This is a genomic window from Komagataeibacter saccharivorans, from assembly GCF_003207825.1.
Classification (GTDB): domain Bacteria; phylum Pseudomonadota; class Alphaproteobacteria; order Acetobacterales; family Acetobacteraceae; genus Komagataeibacter; species Komagataeibacter saccharivorans.
In genome coordinates, this window is record NZ_NKTY01000026.1 from 22,995 (window position 1) to 42,998 (window position 20,004).

The window sequence follows — 20,004 nt, forward strand, 5'->3', positions numbered from 1 at the left end:
CAAAGCTATCCGGGAATAACGACTATCCAATACGTGCAAGCACATCTCATGAGTGTTGCATAGATCACTCTCGCATTTTGCACTGTGCCTTATCACGACTTTGGCATGGCTTGCCCCACGGAAATTGCAGTGAGGCTGCCCCTCGACTTTGACATGGAGACGAGAGGCAAAGTACTGAAACTAATAGGCAAAAGGTGCTGTAGTTCGGGGTGGGGAAATTTTACCAACTATACGAAAGGTTTCCGTATATCCGTTGGCCCTGCCCATAATAGCAGGCACCACCACCGCCAGAGCACGATGTAACGTATCGTTTATTCGTCAGATTTGACATGGCCAACTGCGCTTTCAACCCCTTGAGCGCTGGTGTCAGCGCAGAAAAATCGTAATGGGCACCAACATCAAACAGGGTATAAGCCGGGGCCTTGAAAGAGTTAGCGTTATCTGCATAGGTCATGCCAATATATCGGACGCCAAAGTTAACGCCAAATCCATGAAGAATTCTGGCAGGCGGGGTATAGTCAATAAACATGTTCACCATATTGCGCGGCAGGCCAGAAATATATTTTCCTTTTTCAGAGACCTCACCCAGGACGTTGCCATAGATATCTGTGCGGTCTTCAACCGTATCGCTTTTTGCAACGCGTGTATCATTAAAGCTATATGACGCAGTTAGATGCAGATCTTTCGTAATGTTCGCATGGGCAGATAATTCAACCCCTTTCGACACAACAGTTCCCGCATCAACCTGATAGCCTGGATTGACTGTATCGGTGATTGCGTAGTGATCTTCTTTGATGTGATACGCGGCTGCTGTAAGGAAAATATCAGAATGTGGGATTAAATATTTTAATCCCGCTTCAAACTGATCTCCCTGGTTAGGCTTGAACAGCTTTCCATCTGCGGAAAAATATCCGACCTGCGGCATGAATGACGTTGCGTAACTGAAATATGGTGTCAGTCCAAAATCGAAGTTGTAGGTAAATCCAGCTCGCCATGTAAATGCGGAAGCCGGTTCATTATGCTCGGCACTTACATGCCGTGCAACATTTGTTGCACCAATGTGGCGCTGGGCATAAACGATTGAATCATAACCATACCAGTCCTGTCGCCCCCCGAGCGTAACAGTAAGCTTGTGAAACTTCATCTGATCCTGAAAATATATGCCTTTCTGGTTTAATGTCTGGAACATATCCTGATTTGTAACCATGTCGGAGCCAGACAAGCTATAATTGGGGGACCATCCATATTGAGGATTCCAAATATCTATTGATGATGCACTTAGATCATAATAAATATTTTGTTCGACTTTAACCTGACGGAAGTCCATACCAGCTACAAATGTGTGGTCAATTGGACCGGACGAGAAATGACCGATTACCTTGCTATCTAAACCAATAGTTCTACTTGGCTGCGATGCTGAATTTCCTGTTCTGGTATATGTAGAACCATCGCTATCTAGGCTTCCTCCACTTAGGGAATTGTATTTTGCTGTTGAACTTTCATACATAAATGTCTGCTGAAATTCGAAATGCTTGTTGAATTTATGGGAGAACTGATATTCAAATCGCGCTTCCGATGTATTAAATTCATTATTCGCAGGCTCTCCTAGAAAACGGCTTCGAGGTAGATAACCTCCTTTGCCCGGCACCAATGTGCCGATCAGCGGATAACCTGTCCCATAGAAGCCACTATCAGGTGTGTACACATAGCTACCCAGAAGGGTGATACTTGTCTTATTATCAATATCCCATTTTATGGAGGGGAGAATTCCAACCCTCTTGTAATTAACGTAGTCTGTTTGTGTTCCTTGAGTAACACCTATCCCCGCAATACGATATTTCAGATTTCCCGATTTGGTGATCTTGTCACTGACGTCAAAGGTTGCTTCGTAGCGACCCCAATTTCCGAACCCCACAGAGACATTTCGAATAGGTGTGTCAGTCGGCTGTTTTAAGCGTGTTGCTATGATACCTCCAGGTCCCGTCTGCCCGTACATAACTGATGCAGGGCCATTCAGGGCTTCCACGCGCTCGACAAAAGCAGTTTCGCCGGCGGACATAGAGTTGGATTGAATCCCGTCAACATATTGCGTGGATTGAAAACCGCGTTGCATAAATCCTCCGCCAGATGTACCTGCGTTTCCGTTGTTTCCGGTACCAGTTTGCTCAGAATATACACCTGGCATGTACCGCAGTGCCTCTTGGATGTTTTGTGCCTGCTGGTCCTGAATTTCCTGCTTGGTGATTACGTAAACAGAGCTGGGAATTTCCCATAGCGGCGTATCGGTCTTTGTTCCTGCGTCGGTATAGGTTGCAACGTAGCCGTTCCCAGGCCCTATTGCAGCTTGATGAGGGTCAAAGCTCCCCCCAACACGAACGGGGCCAAGCGTGATATTGGCCGCTTTCTGTGCTGGAACGATCTGGAAAGCACGCTCTCCCAACGACTGATATGACAACCCACTTCCCTGCAAAAGATGGGCAAGCGCCTCACTGGACGTAAACTGCCCGCGTAGCCCAGTGGTGGTGTGACCCGCCAATGTCGGTGCCTGCGATGTCACCTGAATGTGGGACTGGGCACTGAACGACACCAGCGCACTGGACAGCGATCCAGCAGGAATATTGAAGCTGAATTTCGGCTGGGTCTGTGCCGTCTCTGCCCGCGCGCCTGTCGGGACAAAGGATGTCAGCGCGGTGGTGGTGGCGAGCATCAGGACCGATGCGGCAATCGGTCTCCTCAGAAATCCTGACGAATGCATGGGCGCGGCTCTTCCTGTCATCTCAGTTTTTAATGCAATTCATTTGCATTCAATGGGCATGGTAAGTGAGATGCACGGGAGGGCCGTTTTTTCGGAAAAAATTTCAGATTTTTTAATTTTTTTTGCGTGATGCATGCTATCATACTGTTTTATAATGATTTTTTATTTCATGAGGTTTCCATTTTTCTGACATCAGATCCCGCATCTCGGCACACGCTCCCAGCCAGAGCTATCCTCCTGCAACGGAGATTTGCTGGCGATCAGAAGCGTGTCACGCTCCTGCCGTCTCTGCTGATCTAAATGAATATCTGTGAGAGCACCTTACGAGCGACGAAAAGCCTGATCGCCAGACGGCCTCAGCGCCCCGTCACGAGTGCAAACCAGGGCGTTACGGACATGACCTTCGCCCCATAGGGATGCACGATCAGTTGCAGCGACGTTTCCGGATGACGCAGGTCGTAGGAACCGCTGACCTTACGTGCTGCCAGTGTGTCATGCGCGACGATGATCCGCGTGCTGGTCCAGGGCTGGAGCGCTGCCACCATGTCAGCGATGGTATTGTCCTGTGCCACCAGCATGCCGTCACGCCAGAGCCCGATGGTCTCGGGTGCCTGCGTGTCGGATATGACCTGAGTGCCTCTGACATCGACACGATCCCCGGCATGAAGGTCGCGCTCCAGGCCGATATCTCCCTTTGCGGACACATGCACGGCCCCTTCCCGCACGGCCACGGATGTCTCGTCGCCATCCGTCCGGGCATCGAACATCGTGCCAATATCCGTCGTCGTCACCGGTCCGGCAATTACGGTAAACGGCCGACTGGCATCATGATGCACCACGAAATACGCTTCGCCGCGCAGCAGATTGATCCGACGCTCATGAGCCGTCATATGCACGGCAAGCGCGGAACGCGGCGCCAGAATGATATCACTGCCGTCAGCCAGATGAATGTCCTGCGTCGCGCCTGCCTGCGTGTAATGGTCCGCCCGCAGGCGCAGGGACAGGTCGGGCACGAACATGAAGGCAGCCAGACAGGCGGCCATGGCCACACCTGCAACTGCGGCGATCTTTGCCTTTCGTTGGCCAGTACGATCGTTCGCCGGCATACCCCGAAACCTTCTGCGGGTGCTGCTCCGCCTTTTACGCTCCGGTGGGGCTAAATCGAGCACGCCCAGCGTCTCGTTAATTTCCGCCCAGGCCTGCCGGTGCAACGGGCTTTTCTGGAGCCATGCCTCGAACTGTCGGCGCAATTCGGGATCGTCCGGCTCCTCACGAAGATAGATATGCCAGCCTGCGGCTGCCTCATCGGGACTGCGGGACTCAGTCATGCCGCGCCTCTCCTGTCCCGGAATCGGAGAGACAAGCCGGGAGGAACGCAGCAGGCAGGATCGCAGGGTCATACCGATAAGATGCGCGGCATCCCCGGTTTTTCAGAAAATAATTCAAATCCACCGAGGCCTACTGCCCTTCCTTGCGTATCCGGTTGCAGATTGCCAGCCCTTCGGTGATCAGGCCATGCACCATCGGAATGGACACACCCAGCACGGCAGCAACTTCCCGCAATTTCATCCCTTCAAAATGATACATGCGAATGGCCTCCGCCTGTCGCTCGGGCATGACATCCAGCGCATCCATCACACGCATCATCGTTTCACGGGCCGCTACGGTTTCTTCGGGTGATGCCGCATCATCGGGGACGGTCGCTGTGACGACGTCAAAATCCGCCTCGCTCATCCGTTCGATTTTTGTACGGCGGGCACGGGTCATCAGAAGATTGCGAACGATGGTCCGCAGGTAACTGCCGGGCGAGGCAATCGTGCTCGCGGACTGCCGTGCAAAAAGCACCCACGCATCCTGCACGATGTCTTCCGCCAGCACACTGTCGCCCGACAGTTGGCGTGCGTAGGACAGAAGGCCGGGACGGTGAGCCTCGTAAAGCTCAAGAGACGGATGTTTGGACTTCAAGACAGGTGGTTCCCGATGCCATCACGACGCCAGCATTCAGAAATTAAGAAGGATTCGCAATTGTGATGGCACATGGCCCTGCTTTCCGCAAGATTTTGCAGCAGACCGCCGGTTTCGCCGTGGTTCAGCGATGACCGATGAACGGGATACCTGCGCTCGAAGAAAGGCTGTTTTCTGCGGGTAAGACGCAAGTCCCTCGAAAACCGCATATCACGTGTCTGTCATTTATCGCTCTTTTTTCTGAAAAAATGGCAACGCCAGGCATCCATACTTCCAGCAGGGGTTCGCCCCGTTTTCATTCCGGACGCCGTCGCCGACTGCGTGTTCCGGGCACGCAGGGAGAGTTCACATGCAGCACGGTTGCCCATCTTTCCGCCATTCAGTTGCGATTCAGTGTTATTCTTATTCCCTCAAGAGTAACAGACCAGCGGTATCCGTCGGCGCGTTTGTGCCATGACGACCCGCACCCTTCGCCGCTGGTTTGTGGTCCATAAATGGACGAGCCTGGTCTGCACGCTGTTCCTGCTGACCGTGTGCGTGACCGGTCTGCCGCTCCTGTTCTCCGAGCAGATCTGGGACATTTTCGTCGGCGACGATGACCCGCCGTATGAAGTTCTCCCGCCCGGAACGCCCAACGCCAGCCTCGATGTCATCGTGGAAAAAGCGCGGGCGCTGTATCCGGGGCAGATCATCACCAATGTGAATCCGGACGACGATGAACCGGCGGTACTGGTCTCCATGGCTCCAAGCTGGCAGGCCCTGAAGGACGACGAGACCTATCCCGACCGCCATTCCGGCCACTGGATCAAGTTCGACGCCCGCACGGCGAAGGTACTGGAGCAATCCCGTCCGGCGGATGCCCCCAGGGAGCCGCGCACCTGGACCGGTATCATCATGAGCACCTGTAACCGGCTGCATACCAGCCTCTTTGCGGGACTGCCCGGCCGCCTATTTCTTGGCCTTATGGGCGGTGTCTTCGTGGCCTCCCTGATCTCCGGCACGGTTCTGTACGGCCGCTTCATGAAGCGCCTGCCGTTCGGTTCCGTCCGGCGGGATCGCGCGTCGCGCCTGACATGGCTGGACCTGCATAACCTGCTGGGGGCCGCCACACTGGTCTGGGCGACGGTGGTGGGCTTTACCGGGCTGGTCAATGAACTCCAGACGCCGCTCTTCGGCCTGTGGCGTGTGACGGACGTGCGCCAGATCCTGAAACCTTACGCCAACCTGCCGGTGCCGTTGCAGGACCATCTGTCGTCCGTGCAGACCGCGTTCGACACGGCGGCCAGGGCAGCCCCCGGTAATGAGGTGACGGGACTGTCCTTCCCTGGTGCCTCCTTCGGCAGCCCGGTGCATTACGTGCTCTGGACCCGAGGCGCGACACCGTTGCGGGCACGGCTGTTCACGCCGGTTCTGGTCGATGCCCGCACGGGAGAACTGACCGGGGCGTATCCGATGCCCTGGTATCTGCGTTTCCTCGAAATCTCCCGCCCGCTGCATTTCGGTGATTATGGCGGCATGCCGCTGCGTATCCTGTGGGCGCTGCTGGATGTGGTGGTGATCGGCGTGCTGGTCAGCGGTCTGGTGCTGTGGGCGGGCAAGCGGAAGATCGCCACCGATGCCCGGCTGCGGGCGCTGGGTTACGATCTGGACGATACGGACGGCGTGCCTGCTTTGGCGGAGCGCGCATGATGAACGCCGTCTCTCCCGAAAAACCCATGCCATTTCCTCCTGTTTCGGCATCACGTTCTTCCGTCGCCGTCTGGCCATGGCCGATCGCACTGGGGCTGCTCACCACCTTTGGCCTGCTGTCCGCCCTGCTGGGCCAGCACGGTATCTGGCTGGCCCTGTCCTGGGCGGCCCTTTCCATTCCCCTCATCGTCACGGTCGCCTGCCTGATCCGGGCCTGGCGCCGTACGCCGTCTTTCAAAGGAGGTCAGTCATGACCCCGATCTCGTTCTCCCCGTGGGATATGTTCCTTAATGCCGGTCCCGTCGTTCGCTGCGTCATGATCCTGCTGGCCGCGGCTTCGCTGCTGACCTGGACGATCTTCATCGCCAAGTCGGTCGAACTGCTGCGCGTGCGCCTCAAGCTCCAGAAGGCCGAAAAGTCGCTGGAAGACGCCAATACGCTGGATCTTGGCGAGGAATGGACGCGCGGGAACTCGTCGATCGCCCACACGCTGGTCATGGCGGTCGAGACGGAACGCAAACGCTCTGCCGACATTCCCGATGACGGCGAGGGCCTGAAGGAGCGCATCGTCCTGCATCTCGAACGCCTTGAGGCCGCCGAGGGCCGCAGGTTGCTGCGCGGCACCGGCGTGCTGGCGACCATTGGCGCGACCTCGCCCTTCATCGGTCTGTTCGGCACGGTCTGGGGCATCATGACCTCGTTCACCGGCATTGCGGCGAGCAAGGCCACCAGCCTTGCCGTTGTCGCCCCCGGCATCGCCGAGGCCCTGCTGGCAACGGCGTTGGGTCTGGTGGCCGCCATCCCGGCCGTGGTGATCTACAATCATCTCGCCCGCCAGACCGCCTCGTGCCGCGCGCAGGTGGCGGACCTCACCGCACTGGTCATGCGGCTTGTCTCGCGTGATCTCGGGCACATGCAGGCCCTGACCGCCAGCGGACAGGTGGTGCGGCTTGGCGCATCGCGCGACAGCCGCTCGGTTGCCGGGGAGTAAGCGGCATGATCCGCATCCGTCATAACGATGAGAACCCGCATGAGGCGAGCGAGATCAACGTCACGCCGTTCATCGACGTGATGCTGGTGCTGCTGGTGATCTTCATGGTCACCGCCCCGCTGACCACGGTGAACGTGCCGGTCGACCTGCCGTCCTCGACCGAGAAGCCGACGCCGCGCCCCGATGATCCCGTGTTCCTCACCGTCAAGGCCGATCATGGTCTGGCGCTGGGGGAAGACGACATCAGCACCGATGCGCTTCCCGGAGCGCTGGAAACCGCGACGAAAGGCAACAAGGACGAGCGGATATTCCTGCGTGCCGACAAGACCGTCGATTACGGCACGCTGATGGGCGTGATGGATAAGCTGCGGTCTGCTGGTTATCTCAAGGTCGCGCTCGTCAACCTGCAGGGACAGGAAGAAGGCAGCGAGGCAGGCTCAACGCCTGTGCCGTCGGTGTCCGGAGCGACACCGTGAGCGGCACGGCTGACATGGCGGGGACGACACAGCCTGCTGGCGTGACGCCGGATACGGCTCCGCCGTCCTTCGCCGACTGGCAGAGGGGGCAGGCCCGTCTGACCCGGCGGCACGACGCCATCCGCTGGGGCCTGTCCTTCCTTGCCGTGCTGGCGGTCAGTAGCGGGGCGGTGTGGTGGGTCATGCGCCTGCCGCCGCCAGTGATGGCCGTGCCCGAACCGCCGCCTGCCGCGATCGCCATCGACATGGCCCCGGAACCAGTCTCGACGCCCACACCGCCGACGGATGCGCCAATCGGACCCAAACAGACCCAGTCCATCCCCGATCCGGCCCCGGTCGAGCCGCCGAAAATCACCGCGCCGCCATCGCCCGCGCCCAATCCGCCGGTCCCGGTGCCCAAACCGGAAAAACCGCGCAAGATCGTCAAAAAGAGCAAGCCGGTCCCGCAACTGAAAAAGCCCATCCCGGACAAGACGCCGCCCGCTGAAGCCACGACCGCACCGCCATCCTCGGAAGCGCCTCCGGCCCCCACGCAGGCGGCCCCGGCTCCAGGCGCCTCATCGTCGAAGGCGTCGCACGACCCGGTCACCTGGCAGGGCGCGCTGCTGGCCCAGCTTGAGAAGTTCAAGCGCTATCCGTCCGACGCCATGGCCGACCATCAGGAAGGTGTGCCCACCGTAACCTTCTCCATGGACCGTAAAGGGCACGTGCTTTCGGTGACACTCGCCAGCTCTTCCGGCCATCCACTGCTGGATCAGGAGGCGGTGGCGCTGCCCAAACGCGCGCAGCCGCTGCCGGTCCCGCCGGACAGCGTCGCGGGGGATCCCATTACCCTGACGGTCCCCGTCGAGTTCTACATCCATGCCGGTGGAAACTGAGGTTTTCGCCGTTTCCTCATCTCTGATCGTGACAGGATCAAAACCATGCTCGCCTTCTCCGAACATCGCCGTTCTCCGCCCGCCCTGAACCAGATCCGCCCCGGCATGGGCGCCAGCCACAGCGCCGTGCGCAGGCTGGAAGAACGGAGCGAGGAAGTCGGCATCAAGATGACCGATCTGCGGCGCATCCTGTTTCACGGTCTTCTGGAAGCCGGACCCCGCGCGACGGCAGTGGAAATCTGGAAAACGCTGTGCCGGATCATGGAGCATGGGCACGCCCCGTCGCAGGGTTCGATCCAGCGTAACCTGAACCTGCTCGTCGCCCGCGACATCCTGCGCCGCGATGTCTCGCCCGACCGGCTGTGGCATTACAGCATCGCACCCGAACGCAGGGGCAGGCTGGCCGTCACCTTTGTCGAGGCGGGCACGGGGCGGAAGATTCCCTGCCGGATGCCGGAAGTCGCCGCCCTGCTGCGCCGGGCCGCAGCCGAGCACGGACTGGCCGCGCAGGCCGCCGCCATCACCGTAACACCGGTCCCGGCCACAGGCGACGCGGACATCCGCTGAGCGCTGACGCATTTTTTTCATCCGGCTGCTGAAAAAACGTGGCGGCCGATCGTCTTATAGAGTGAGCCCTCCCGCAGGGACGGGACATCTTCCTTGAAATTCATCGCCTGGTTCGTCCGTCGCCCGGTGGCGACCCTCCTGCTGCTGTTCTCCGCCGTGCTGTCCGGGCTGATGGCGCTGCCCCGTCTCCCGGTCTCGGACCTGCCCGATGTGGACCTGCCGGTGATTTCGGTCTCGGACTCCAACGCAGGCGGCTCGCCCGAAATCATGGCCCGCACCGTGGCCGCCCCGCTGGAGCGGCATCTGGGCAATATCGCCGGTGTGACGCAGATGCAGTCCACCTCCACGCGGGGACAGACCTCCATCTCGCTGGGGTTTGAACTGGGGCGTGACCTCAATGGCTCGGCGCGGGACGTGGAAGCGGCGATCCGGGCCGCGCGACGTGACCTGCCGACTACGCCGGGATCGGACCCGCAATATCGCCGCGCCAATCCTAATGCGACACCGGTGCTGATCCTTGCCGTGACACCGGGCATGCAGTCCATGGCGAAACTGTATGATCTGGTGAACACCACCCTGCGGCCGATGCTGCTGCAGGTGCCGGGTGTGGGCGATGTGACGCTCATGGGCAGTTCCGCGCCCGCCGTGCGGGTGGAGATGAACCCGCTGCTGTTCTTCAAATACGGCATGGGGTTCGAGAACCTGCGCGCGGCGCTGGCTTCGGCCAATGCCCATACGCCAAAGGGCGTGATCGACATGGGGGACCGGCGTTTCCAGCTGGCGGTCAACGATCAGGCTGAACACGCCGAGGCCTACCGGGATCTGGTGATCGCCTACAAGAATGGTCGACCCATCCGGCTGCGGGATGTCGCCACTGTCACCGACAGCATGCAGGACGTGAATGCCGCCGCCTTCTTTGACGGAAAACCCGCGCTGACGCTGATGGTGCGTGCCCAGCCGGGGGCCAATCTGGTGGGCATTGTCGATGCGGTGAAGGCCCGCCTGCCGCAACTGCGCACGCTGATGCCGACCGGTGCGGATATTGCCGTGGCGCGGGATGGCTCGGCGGTGATCCGGTCCTCACTGCATCATACGCTGGTGACACTCCTTGCCGCCTGCTTTCTGGCGCTGGCTGTGGTCTGGGTGTTCCTGCGCTCGTGGACCGCCTCGGTGGCCGCCGCGATCGTCGTGCCGTGCTGCCTGATCGCCAGCCTCGGGCCGATGCGTCTGGCTGGCTTCGGTCTGGACAATCTCTCGCTTATGGCGCTGACGGTGGTGACGGGGCTGGTGGTCGATGACGCCATCGTGGTGATCGAGAACATCATCCGCATGCGTGAACGGGGCCTGTCCGTTGACGAGGCCGCCATTGCCGGGGCGAGCGAGGTGGCCTTTACGCTGCTGTCCATCACCGTCTCGGTGCTGGCGGTGTTCCTGCCGATCGGGCTGGCCTCGGGCCTGACGGGACGGCTGTTCCGGGAGTTTGCCGGGACGGTGGGGATCGCCGTGACGGTGTCGCTGGTCCTGTCCTGCGTGGTCACACCGTGTCTGACGGCGCTGTGCATGCGCTTTGCCGAAAACAGAACCGCCGTGGATCCAGAAGTGGATGTCGCAGATTTTCTGGATCATGAAAAACACAGAGGCAGTCTGTATCGACGCACCCTGGAAGTCTGCCTGAGCCATCCCGGCAAAGCCGTGTTGCTGCTGCCGCTGACCCTGCTGGCGACCGGTTTTCTGTTTCTGCGTATGCCAAAGGTCGTGTTCCCGCGTCAGGATATCGGCATTGTCTCGGGCGGGTCGCGCGGCAGCGGCAGTTCTCTTGCCCAGACCAAAGAGCGGCTGGAGCGGTTCAGCAGGATGCTGCTGGAGGATCCTGCCGTTACGCATGTGATCGCCTATCTGGATACGGGCGAAGGCTCCAGCCACGGCATGGTGTTCGCAACCCTGCGCGACCTGTCCACCGGGCGGGCCTCGGGAACGGAAGTAGCGGCCCGGGTCGTGGCCCGGATGGGCAGGGACATTCACGCCGAATATCATGCCCAGGCGCCCGGCAACATCATGATGCGGGTGGGCTCGAACAGCAGCGGAGTCAGCTACATCCTGCGCAGCGAGGATGACCGGCTGCTCGGACCGGCGACACGCAGGCTGGCGAAAGCCCTGCGTCACCACCCGGAGTTCGCGGATGTGGACCCGGACGTCGATCCACCGGGACAGGGCATCACGCTGGCGATCGACCGCGATACCGCTGCCCGTGTCGGTGTCACGCCGCAGGTGATCGGCAATACCCTGTCGGACGCGCTGGGCCAGACCACGGCCTCGGTCGTCTACACGACGCACGGCCAGTACAATGTGGTTCTGACCGTGGAAAACCGCTTCCAGCGCGATCCGGAGATCCTGAAGCAGTTCTGGGTCAGCCCGTCCGGTGGATCCGCCTCGGGCAGTTCGGCGTCCAACACCATCCGGGTGGTGACATCGGCGACAGCCAGCACCACGGCCTCCACGAGTGCCACGGCATTCAGAAACCAGATCGCCAATTCTCTGGCGGGCGGGGCGAATGCTTCAACCGGTTCGGCTGTAGCGACCGGGGCGGAAACGCTGGTGCCACTATCGGTCGTGGCCCGGATCACCCCCAGCCTCGACCCGGTGGCCGTGACCCATATCGGTTACGCCAGTTCCGCCTCGCTGGCGCTGGAACTTGCGCCCGGCGTCAGCCTGTCACAGGCGCAGGCGATCATCGATCAGGAGTGGCGCAGCCTGCATCTGCCGGAGACCATCAACGGTGAACTGCAGAGCGATGAAGGGGACGTCGGCAAAAGCACCCATGACAGCGAGATCCTGATTATCGGCGCTGTGCTCGCCGTTTATCTGACATTGGGGATGCTCTATGAAAGCGTGTGGCATCCGCTCACCATTCTTTCCACCATTCCCTCGGCCGGGATCGGGGCAGTGGTCGCGCTCGACCTGTTCGGCCTGCCGTTCTCGGGCATGGCGGTGATCGCCATGCTGCTGCTCACCGGCATCTCGCTGAAAAACGCCATCCTGCTGGTGGATTTCGCCATCCATGCCGAACGCGAGCGCGGCATGACACCACGGGACGCCATCCGCGAGGCGTGTCTGCTGCGGCTGCGCCCGATTGTCATGACCACCTTTGCCGCGGCCCTCGGCGCGTTGCCGCTGGTACTGATGGGCGGCTACGGGATGGAACTGCGCCAGCCGCTGGGCATTGCGCTGATCGGCGGCTTACTCGTCAGCCAGGCCCAGACCATGTTCACCACGCCAGCGCTCTATCTGGTGGTGGCACGGTGTGCCGATCACCTGCAGCGCCTGAAACTGCGATGGGTCCGGACAGGTCAAACCTGAGCGTCCGCTCCCGTAAACAGGTGGCGTCAGATTTCCAGCCCCTGATCCCGCCGTCTCCCGAACGACCAGTCGACACCGCCATCATCACGGGCGATCCCCGAGACTTCCCTGCCCCGCTGTTTTTCCAGCGAAGGCGTCCACGGCACCAGCTGAAAGCCAAGTCCGTTATCGATCATTGCCATCCGACCGGATGCCATTACGAAACGCTGGCGATAGATCCCTGATACATACTCGCCAGCATCGGACGGCTGATGGGCAAGCCCCTGCTCCGCTCCCAGCCGCTGGGCCAGTTCATCGACCTCCCTTTCCCGGAGCGTGGCAATTATCCCGCGCGGATAGACGGTCTTCTCGCCATCGCGTCGCGCCAGTCCCTGCTCGACCAGATGGGCACTGCGCTGGCGCAGGGCGTCGCGGACCTCCGCCCCAAAACCCGCCTCGCCCAGCACCACCGGATCACGGGCGACAAGCTGGCGGTCCAGCCATGTTGCGCCGCGTGCCTGCACCTGTTCACTGATCGACAGATCGGAACGCACGGCAAGTGTGGCCCGTCGATGACCCTTGCCATCCGCACAGTTCCGTAATTCAACCAGACCACCAGGCGGGACATCCCCGGCAGCCTCCAGCGACGGCAGATGGACATGATGCGTGCGCCCGTCCACGCCATCGATTACGGCATAGGCGTTCCCTTGCAACTCATCATCCAGACCGCGCGCCACCAGACGCCCGATCACGGGCTCAGTCAGTTCCTCCCCGGACAGAACCCATGACGCCGAGGCCCGTTCGATCCCCTGCTCACTCAGACCGCGATGGATGCGTTTGATGATGTCATTGCGCTGGCCCATCTCGCGCAAGGTGACCTCCGCCGTCTCATCCAGCCGCCATTGTCCGGCACGGACCTCATGGGCGAGGCCCATGCGCTCCAGACACCGCAGCCGTCCGACTTTCATGACCGCGAACGCGTCAGGCTGCCGGTCGAGAGACGGCGCCAGATCGATGATGCCCCGCTGATCGGCATCCTGCTGCAACTGCCAGTCCAGTTGGGTCCAGCGTTCGGCCTCGATCTGGCGCTCCACGTTCCGGCGGATTTCATTTTCAGTGCGCGTCCCGAGTTCGAGCGTGACAAGGTTCTGGGCACGGGCACGTAAACCTTCGCGGATATAATCCTTCGAGATGACCAGATCCTCGCCCGCCTGATCCTTGCCGCGCACGATGACATGGACATGCGGGTTGTCGGTATTCCAGTGACTGACCGCCACCCAGTCCAGACGCGTGCCGAGATCCTGCTCGGCCTGCGTCATCAATTCCCGCGTGAAGGTTTTCAGGTCCGCCATGTCCACAGCATCCTCCGGTCCGATGATGAAGCGGAAATGGTGCCGGTCATCCTGGCACCGCTCGGCAAATTCGCGCGCAGGCACGTGATCACGCTCGGCCCCGAACAGCCGGGCCTTCTCGCCATCCTTCGTCACCCCTTCGCGCTGAAGATAGGACAAATGGGCACGCAGCGTGGCCCGTGCGCCGTGGCGAACCACCCGCGCCTTGACGATGGCAAGCCGGGTGCGCCGCGACAGGAGGCGGTTGGCGCGGGCGGCCGCTCCCCTGCCCCGCCCGAAGGTGGATGGCCCCTTGCGTCCATGTGCTGATCCCGGACGCCCCATGCCCCCGGCCCGATTGGTCGCGGCCAGCACGCGCCCGATGAAAGACCGTCCCTGACGGGCACGGTTCGAGCGAATGCGGCCGGGCCGGACCCGAAAATCATCATCACGGGCCATGACGAACCGCACCTTGCGCTAACATATTGAAAACAGGACAATCAGACCGCCTGAAACCTTGGGGCGGCAAAATGACCTTGTGAAAAACCCTGAAAAACTGCCCTCCCCAACCATGCCGCACCTTGCGGCTTTTATCTTGCGCTAAGCCCCAGAGACCCGATCCCCAGGACAATCGCCGTTTCCCTGCCTTCTCATGCCTCCGCTGCACCGGATCGCGCACGTATCCGGTCATGGTGCCCGCTCCATCGAGACAGGGACGAACAACGCCTGCGATGTGTCTGCCAGTGCGTCCGGGGCATGTGGGAAAGGCCCGGACGCACGCCATATGATGTGCCCGGCAAACAGCGTCTCGTCCGGTTGATCCCGCACAACGGTCACGCCGGTATCGTGCGGGACTTCCGCAGGAAACGTGTGCCCATTCAACAGTCGCACGACAGACGCGACGTAATCCCGTGTCTCCCGTGGCAGGGGCTGACCCGTCGCAAGATGGGCCTCGTAGCGCCCCGGACCGGCATTGTATGCGGCCAGAAAACCTACGTCCCCATAATGGTCGTGCAGCATTCGAAGATAACTGGCACCGGCAAGGATGTTGTCGTGGGGATCGAAAGGATCAGTTCCGAGGCCAAGATCACGCCGCAGCCCCTGCCATGTCGCGGGCATGATCTGCATGAGGCCCATCGCGCCCTTTGCTGAAATCACATGGATATCCCGGCCGCTTTCCACCTGCATCACCGCACGGATCCATTCCGGCGGCAGGGCGACACGCAGGGCGGCCTGCCGGATCAGCCCGTCGATATCCTGCGCACAGGCGGGGCGCGCCAGAAACACCAGCGACGCCCCCAGTCCCATGCGGCACAGCCGGACCAGCAGGGAACGAAATCGCCCGCTGGAGTGGCTGAACCTTCGCCCTGTTCGTGCAGTCAGGCGCATCATTCGCGTGCTCCCTGACGTTTCTGCGGGCGGCTCCAGACGAGTTGCCAGACCCGTCCGCCCCGACCCGACTGGAACAGGGTCGCGCGTACGCCCTGTGCCAGAGAGGGGTCATCAAGGACCACGACGATGTATTCGCCAGCCCGTTCGCCGGTACGTGTCCAGCCTGCACCGACTTCCGGGCCGTCGCTACCATCACCGAGATGGATACGATAATCGGGCGCGTTACCACCCTCCGGCGTCTCGATGCGCACCAGTGTCAGTTCGGCATCCAGCGAGAGCGTGCGCAGGCGTCCGGAAAAACCTTCAGCCGTGCGCGTGAAGAGTCCGATCTGGGCCATGTCAGTGATCCTGCGAAAAACGTGGAGGAGAAAAGCCCGTGGCAGACATGGAATCTGCGGCAACCCATAGCGGTGTCGCACGCCCGATGACGCTGCTGACCGACAGGGGACCGAAATACCGACTGTCCAGACTGCGGGGTTCGCGCGCATTCATGACGAAGATTTCCTGCACACCGAGACGGTGACAGCCCTGCCAGACAGGCAGTGGACGCCCGCGATGATCAATGGTCAGCGCCTCACCGGCCCCCAGTCCATCGACCGTGATATGGCTTCCCGTGCGACAGACCGTCTGACCGCCAGTTGCTGCCACCGGTTTGAGCAGCGGTACGCCGCGCGGCAGATAACCACCACGAGCCAGCCTGTCCGCATCGCGTTCGGGCAGACGGAGCGCCACCAGTTCCCCGACATGCGCCCTGCGTTCGGGGTGCAGGCGATACAGACCTACCGGCACACTGGCCGTGGCATTCCAGATCAGGCGTGGTGCCGGATGCAGCGTCATCGACAACCCGATGCCCAGCGCTGCGAAATACGTGATAAAAAACCAGCCCCGGCGCGTCATGGCGTGGTCCTCCCACATAGCCAGGCTTCATGCCGTGCGGTCGTGTAGGACGGCACGATGCCGCGTTCCTGCAGACCGTTGGCAAGCTGCTGCCAGTAGGATGGACAGACATGCACGGGATTGATCCGGCGCCGTTCCAGCGCGTCGATGACAGCAAGAACTGTCCGGACCTCGGCCCAGCCGCTACGATGCAGCAGACGGTCCGCACCCGTCGGCACGAACGGCAGGCGTTCCCGTGGCTCACCCGCATGGGGTGCCCGCACGATATCGATGCAACAGGCTGCCGCCCCGCAATCCGCCTGTGTCCAGCGCAGCAGGGCGAACACCGTGCCCGGCGCGAAACACAGACGGCGGCGATACCGATCGATCGGTTGCGTTTCCAGCGCATGACCGAAGCGCAGCCACTGTTCGATGCGCTTCTCCAGCCAGGTCGGTTCGAGATGCGTCATCACCTCGCGAGATGCGTGGTTCATGGGCATTCTCCCGCGACAGGAGGACGGATGGTGGTTGCGCTCTGACAGCAGTCCCGCTGCATCACGATGAACCGCGTGCCGCCACACGCGCGTCGCTTCCCGAGCAGAGCGCCTGCTCGCAAAAAGTCGGGACGCGGCGCAGGACTGTCGGGAAATGTCGAGCTAAATCCGTCGCTTTTTGTGGTAATCGAGAACTCACGCGCGCGCCCCGGCGCGGTGTACAAGTACTGAATAGTTATACTATTTAGTACTCTTAGAGAGCGCGATTTTCCCCTTTTATAACAATTGATTAAAGCAACATCCCATTCCCGATAGGCCGGGAAATCGATTCCTGATAGGCCGAATGGCATCACGAGTCCTCCACATAGTTATCCACAAAATCATGTGAATAAGTTTCTGAGGCAGGCACGAAATGGAGCACCGGAACGTCCCCCGACGACGCCTCCAGTCGCAGCCGATAGCCAGGCAGACTATCGGCGGTAACAAGGCGACGGATCTCGAAGACGAAGCGGGGATAGGGCGAGCGCGAGGCCGATTTCTCGTGCAGATGCGGCAGGTCAAAGGCCCAGCCATCTTTCTGGCGACCGGCATGCCGCCGCACGAGAAGGTAGAGCCAGCGCTCGAAGCCACCGGTCAGCGCGAAATAGCGCGGATCAAGGTCCAGAACCGCGCGGCGGCCGACCGCATCGCACAACCATTGCGGGAGGATAAGATCGAGTTCGCCCCGTCGTTCCTGCCAGGCGACAACCCACGAAAACCCGAGCGCGCCTTCGCGGGTCTGGCGCAGGGATGTCGTGACACGGGTTCCAGCCAGCCGTTCCAGTCCCGCCCGCAGCCGTGCGTAACGGGCGGACGTCTCGCCCCGGTCGAGAAAGCGCAGGACATCGCGCATGCTGCCCCGGACGTGCGGCGACAGAGGCTGTCCCCGGCGCCGGGCTGCCACCAGGGTCGAGACGGCCCAGATCAGGATGTCCGCATCCCAGATCGTCGCCATGGGACTGTCATCCCGCCCGGTCACGTGCATGGTAACGTGGCCCATGCGAAAGCTGACCGGCACATGCCGCGGCGATTTGCTGAGGCTGAAGAACGGCCACGACATGAGATCGATCAGCAGGCATGGCGTAACGGCCCGCGATACGGGAAAGGACATCATGGCCCCCTCCCGTGCTTGCGGCTGCCAAGCATGCGGGCGACCTCGTAGGCCGTCTCGGACGTGGAGCGGCAGGCCACATTCTCGACCCACACGCGGATATCATCGACGTGGTAGAGCACGCGCCCGCCCATCTTGCGAAAGATCGGGCCACTGCCACGACACCGATAGCGTTCCAGCGTGCGTGGCGAGATGTTAAGCTTATGGGCTGCCTGCGGCGTGGTGAGGAGCTGCTCGCGCAGGAAACTGTCCTGACGTGGATGTGAGAGCGTCATGTCGGCCTCCGTCATTTCGGGCGTAACCACGCGGAGCTTCGGCAATAATTGTCGTGAGGGAGACGTGCGAAAAACGATCGCCCCTATGCGCGTACGGTCCTGTTCCGGCGTCAGAACTGGTGGGGGATCAGGCCCGCAGGCGGAAACGGCCCGGTCGCAGGAGGGAGACATATTCACGTCGGTCAGCGAGACGTGCAGCCCGCTTCAGCAGGCGTCCGACACGCGCACGCTGGGACGATGTATCCCACTGTCGGGCATTCATGGTGCGGACAGACGGATCCAGAACCCGACCGATCTCACGCTGCGAGGCCCCGGCCATACGCCCGGCATACGCGCAGATGACATCGGCCATCCGCCAGACGTGGTAAGGCGGCAGCGAGAGCGAGCGCGGCAGGCCGGGAACAGATGTGCCGGTGAGGCGTTTCAGAAAACGCCGTAGCTGCGCAATACGAATTTCCTCGGCTCCATCCAGAGGAATGAGCGCGGCCGGACGGGCAGAGGCCGCGCGCCCCCGTATCTGCAGATGATGGCCACCGTCATCGGGAGAGACGATAACAACAAGGATACCGGGTTGCTGTTCCGTCGGGGATGCCCCGTGCAGGAGGTGCTCCGGGATCGTGCGAACATGAAAACCCTCCGGGGCCTCGACAAGAATTGTCACACCTGGATAGGCTTCAGGGCTCCATAATGCGGGCTGAATCCATGCGGGAACATCCGGATCAGCCGGAACAGGATAACCCCCAGTGGTGAGCGAAACCGCCCACCAGTTCATAGCGTGCCCGGAGATCCGTGAGTGTATCGAGCTGCTGGCGAATATGGCGGTATCCGGTCACATAAGCAGGGATATGTCGCAGCAGTTCCTGCGCCAGTCCGGGGCCATCAAGGAGACGCAGATTCTCGCGGAACTGCGGATCGTGCCATTCCGGATGCTCGACCATGACGGACTCCTCCCATCTGTAGGCAGAATTACCGGCCTGGCGAGAGACGGAGGGAGATACCGCGAGAAAGGCGGTGCATTGGCATTACGATGCACAACCGCAACAGAAATGACGCATAACGCTGCCTTCCGGGGCATGGGAGCCTCGGCGATGGCTGCGGTTATCGCGATGAAAAAGGAGTACGGGGCTCAACGAGACCGTATCGCCAAAAAGGTCGGTACCACACCGCACCAGTGCATTCTGACAGGGTCGTGATGCATGATCATGCCCGTTCTGGCTGACCGACAGGTCTGGCCCCGAAAACCGGAAGCCCCCCGTCAGACGGGGGGCTCGGCATCGCGTCGGGCAAGCGCTTCTTTGAGTTCGCGCTCGATCTGCCGGCGCTCACGGCGGCTCAGGTGAAAGCTGGTCAGTTCGGCGCGCAGCATCTGGATGTGGTCGTGTCGGGTGATCATCGTCCTGCTCCTTTCGTTTCTTGAAGACAGGACGGACGGCTCATGCCGGGGTGGACCGGGTCAGGGATCGCCGCAGGCGACCGGTTCGCCGGCGCGTGGGGGAGCCGATTTTGTTCGGTGCGCCCGGCACGGGTGCGCCGGGCAAAATTGGGGGGACCACGCGTCCTTGACGCGGTTCGCCCTCGCGCATGGTACAATGGGAAGACTGAGGGAAAGCCTCTGTTCCTCCTGCCTTCCACGTCGGGCGACCAGCGCTGCCGCCCGTGCCCGGAAAAGCACGTGGGAAAAGAAAACCGAGAAGGCCCCGCCCGGAGAGACCGGGCGGGGTTGGGTGTGGGAGGTTCAGTCCCCGTTCCGGCTGCGGGGCCGGGTCCAGATGAGGGAGTAACCCTCGCCTTCCTCGTCGGTGAACAGGTTGGCGAAGATCGGGGCGGCG

General features: G+C 61.2%; 20 protein-coding genes and 1 pseudogene. 7 read left to right on the forward strand and 14 right to left on the reverse strand.

Annotated features, from left to right (window positions below):
* Positions 1-220: 220 nt before the first annotated feature.
* From CFR79_RS12950 to CFR79_RS12960, 3 genes are all read right to left on the reverse strand, one after another.
* Positions 221-2,707, reverse strand: a complete 2,487-nt coding sequence (locus CFR79_RS12950) for a TonB-dependent siderophore receptor (protein WP_258373593.1) — start codon at positions 2,705-2,707, stop codon at positions 221-223.
* Between the two features lie 404 nt (positions 2,708-3,111).
* Positions 3,112-4,083: a FecR family protein gene (locus CFR79_RS12955; protein WP_181417437.1), complete on the reverse strand. Its 972-nt coding sequence runs from the start codon at positions 4,081-4,083 to the stop codon at positions 3,112-3,114.
* Between the two features lie 130 nt (positions 4,084-4,213).
* Entirely contained in the window at positions 4,214-4,720 is a 507-nt protein-coding gene (locus CFR79_RS12960; RefSeq protein WP_110548173.1) for an RNA polymerase sigma factor, read from the reverse strand.
* Between the two features lie 453 nt (positions 4,721-5,173).
* On the opposite strand from CFR79_RS12960, the gene CFR79_RS12965 reads away from it, so the two are divergent.
* The 7 genes from CFR79_RS12965 to CFR79_RS12995 all read left to right on the forward strand — a co-directional run bounded on the left by CFR79_RS12965 (position 5,174) and on the right by CFR79_RS12995 (position 12,678).
* The gene (locus tag CFR79_RS12965; RefSeq protein WP_110548174.1) at positions 5,174-6,409 is read left to right on the forward strand and encodes a PepSY-associated TM helix domain-containing protein; all 1,236 of its coding nucleotides are present in this window, start codon (positions 5,174-5,176) and stop codon (positions 6,407-6,409) included.
* The gene (locus tag CFR79_RS12970) at positions 6,409-6,663 is read left to right on the forward strand and encodes a hypothetical protein (protein ID WP_110548188.1); all 255 of its coding nucleotides are present in this window, start codon (positions 6,409-6,411) and stop codon (positions 6,661-6,663) included. The genes CFR79_RS12965 and CFR79_RS12970 overlap by 1 nt, the downstream gene beginning before the upstream one ends.
* Positions 6,660-7,400: a tonB-system energizer ExbB gene (gene exbB, locus CFR79_RS12975; protein ID WP_110548175.1), complete on the forward strand. Its 741-nt coding sequence runs from the start codon at positions 6,660-6,662 to the stop codon at positions 7,398-7,400. The genes CFR79_RS12970 and exbB overlap by 4 nt, the downstream gene beginning before the upstream one ends.
* 5 nt (positions 7,401-7,405) lie before the next feature.
* The gene (gene exbD / locus CFR79_RS12980) at positions 7,406-7,876 is read left to right on the forward strand and encodes a TonB system transport protein ExbD (protein WP_110548176.1); all 471 of its coding nucleotides are present in this window, start codon (positions 7,406-7,408) and stop codon (positions 7,874-7,876) included.
* Complete coding sequence (locus tag CFR79_RS12985) at positions 7,873-8,754, forward strand: energy transducer TonB family protein (RefSeq protein WP_110548177.1); 882 nt, start codon at positions 7,873-7,875, stop codon at positions 8,752-8,754. Before exbD ends, CFR79_RS12985 begins: the two co-directional genes overlap by 4 nt.
* Positions 8,755-8,799: 45 nt before the next feature.
* Positions 8,800-9,321, forward strand: coding sequence for a Fur family transcriptional regulator (locus CFR79_RS12990; RefSeq protein WP_110548178.1), 522 nt, complete (start codon positions 8,800-8,802; stop codon positions 9,319-9,321).
* 93 nt (positions 9,322-9,414) lie between these two features.
* Positions 9,415-12,678: an efflux RND transporter permease subunit gene (locus CFR79_RS12995; RefSeq protein ID WP_110548179.1), complete on the forward strand. Its 3,264-nt coding sequence runs from the start codon at positions 9,415-9,417 to the stop codon at positions 12,676-12,678.
* 26 nt (positions 12,679-12,704) lie between these two features.
* Here CFR79_RS12995 and CFR79_RS13000 read toward each other — a convergent pair whose 3' ends face one another.
* The 11 genes and pseudogenes from CFR79_RS13000 to CFR79_RS13050 form a co-directional block, all read right to left on the reverse strand.
* Positions 12,705-14,447: a relaxase/mobilization nuclease domain-containing protein gene (locus CFR79_RS13000; protein WP_110548180.1), complete on the reverse strand. Its 1,743-nt coding sequence runs from the start codon at positions 14,445-14,447 to the stop codon at positions 12,705-12,707.
* A 228-nt stretch (positions 14,448-14,675) separates the two neighbouring features.
* Positions 14,676-15,380, reverse strand: a complete 705-nt coding sequence (locus CFR79_RS13005; protein ID WP_110548181.1) for a lytic transglycosylase domain-containing protein — start codon at positions 15,378-15,380, stop codon at positions 14,676-14,678.
* The gene (locus CFR79_RS13010; RefSeq protein WP_110548182.1) at positions 15,377-15,718 is read right to left on the reverse strand and encodes a DUF736 domain-containing protein; all 342 of its coding nucleotides are present in this window, start codon (positions 15,716-15,718) and stop codon (positions 15,377-15,379) included. Before CFR79_RS13010 ends, CFR79_RS13005 begins: the two co-directional genes overlap by 4 nt.
* Position 15,719: 1 nt before the next feature.
* Positions 15,720-16,277: a S26 family signal peptidase gene (locus CFR79_RS13015; RefSeq protein ID WP_110548189.1), complete on the reverse strand. Its 558-nt coding sequence runs from the start codon at positions 16,275-16,277 to the stop codon at positions 15,720-15,722.
* Positions 16,274-16,750 carry a DUF2840 domain-containing protein gene (locus tag CFR79_RS13020; RefSeq protein ID WP_110548190.1) on the reverse strand — a complete coding sequence of 159 codons (477 nt, stop codon included), beginning with the start codon at positions 16,748-16,750 and terminating at the stop codon, positions 16,274-16,276. The genes CFR79_RS13015 and CFR79_RS13020 overlap by 4 nt, the downstream gene beginning before the upstream one ends.
* Positions 16,751-17,099: 349 nt before the next feature.
* Positions 17,100-17,903: a replication initiator protein A gene (locus CFR79_RS13025; protein ID WP_110548183.1), complete on the reverse strand. Its 804-nt coding sequence runs from the start codon at positions 17,901-17,903 to the stop codon at positions 17,100-17,102.
* Positions 17,900-18,175 carry a helix-turn-helix transcriptional regulator gene (locus CFR79_RS13030; protein ID WP_110548184.1) on the reverse strand — a complete coding sequence of 92 codons (276 nt, stop codon included), beginning with the start codon at positions 18,173-18,175 and terminating at the stop codon, positions 17,900-17,902. The genes CFR79_RS13025 and CFR79_RS13030 overlap by 4 nt, the downstream gene beginning before the upstream one ends.
* Before the next feature lie 127 nt (positions 18,176-18,302).
* On the reverse strand, positions 18,303-18,836 hold the full coding sequence (locus CFR79_RS13035; protein WP_181417438.1) for a DUF2285 domain-containing protein: 534 nt from the start codon (positions 18,834-18,836) through the stop codon (positions 18,303-18,305).
* 58 nt (positions 18,837-18,894) lie between these two features.
* Positions 18,895-19,113, reverse strand: a complete 219-nt coding sequence (locus CFR79_RS15950) for a transcriptional regulator domain-containing protein (protein ID WP_181417439.1) — start codon at positions 19,111-19,113, stop codon at positions 18,895-18,897.
* Between the two features lie 317 nt (positions 19,114-19,430).
* Positions 19,431-19,568, reverse strand: coding sequence for a hypothetical protein (locus tag CFR79_RS15955; RefSeq protein WP_181417440.1), 138 nt, complete (start codon positions 19,566-19,568; stop codon positions 19,431-19,433).
* 342 nt (positions 19,569-19,910) lie between these two features.
* A pseudogene (locus tag CFR79_RS13050) lies at positions 19,911-20,004 on the reverse strand (DUF736 domain-containing protein); the annotation flags it as partial.

Excerpts from the sequence above, each read along its gene's own strand:
- CFR79_RS13030 (WP_110548184.1), bottom strand. The coding sequence starts at position 18,175 with ATGACGCTCTCACATCCACGTCAGGACAGTTTCCTGCGCGAGCAGCTC.
- CFR79_RS15955 (WP_181417440.1), bottom strand. The coding sequence starts at position 19,568 with ATGATCACCCGACACGACCACATCCAGATGCTGCGCGCCGAACTGACC.
- CFR79_RS13000 (WP_110548180.1), bottom strand. The coding sequence starts at position 14,447 with ATGGCCCGTGATGATGATTTTCGGGTCCGGCCCGGCCGCATTCGCTCG.
- CFR79_RS12955 (WP_181417437.1), bottom strand. The coding sequence starts at position 4,083 with ATGACTGAGTCCCGCAGTCCCGATGAGGCAGCCGCAGGCTGGCATATC.
- CFR79_RS13025 (WP_110548183.1), bottom strand. The coding sequence starts at position 17,903 with ATGATGTCCTTTCCCGTATCGCGGGCCGTTACGCCATGCCTGCTGATC.
- exbB (WP_110548175.1), top strand. The coding sequence starts at position 6,660 with ATGACCCCGATCTCGTTCTCCCCGTGGGATATGTTCCTTAATGCCGGT.
- CFR79_RS13020 (WP_110548190.1), bottom strand. The coding sequence starts at position 16,750 with ATGAACCACGCATCTCGCGAGGTGATGACGCATCTCGAACCGACCTGG.
- CFR79_RS12990 (WP_110548178.1), top strand. The coding sequence starts at position 8,800 with ATGCTCGCCTTCTCCGAACATCGCCGTTCTCCGCCCGCCCTGAACCAG.
- exbD (WP_110548176.1), top strand. The coding sequence starts at position 7,406 with ATGATCCGCATCCGTCATAACGATGAGAACCCGCATGAGGCGAGCGAG.
- CFR79_RS12950 (WP_258373593.1), bottom strand. The coding sequence starts at position 2,707 with ATGCTCGCCACCACCACCGCGCTGACATCCTTTGTCCCGACAGGCGCG.
- CFR79_RS15950 (WP_181417439.1), bottom strand. The coding sequence starts at position 19,113 with ATGGTCGAGCATCCGGAATGGCACGATCCGCAGTTCCGCGAGAATCTG.
- CFR79_RS13010 (WP_110548182.1), bottom strand. The coding sequence starts at position 15,718 with ATGGCCCAGATCGGACTCTTCACGCGCACGGCTGAAGGTTTTTCCGGA.
- CFR79_RS13015 (WP_110548189.1), bottom strand. The coding sequence starts at position 16,277 with ATGACGCGCCGGGGCTGGTTTTTTATCACGTATTTCGCAGCGCTGGGC.
- CFR79_RS13005 (WP_110548181.1), bottom strand. The coding sequence starts at position 15,380 with ATGATGCGCCTGACTGCACGAACAGGGCGAAGGTTCAGCCACTCCAGC.
- CFR79_RS12965 (WP_110548174.1), top strand. The coding sequence starts at position 5,174 with ATGACGACCCGCACCCTTCGCCGCTGGTTTGTGGTCCATAAATGGACG.
- CFR79_RS12970 (WP_110548188.1), top strand. The coding sequence starts at position 6,409 with ATGAACGCCGTCTCTCCCGAAAAACCCATGCCATTTCCTCCTGTTTCG.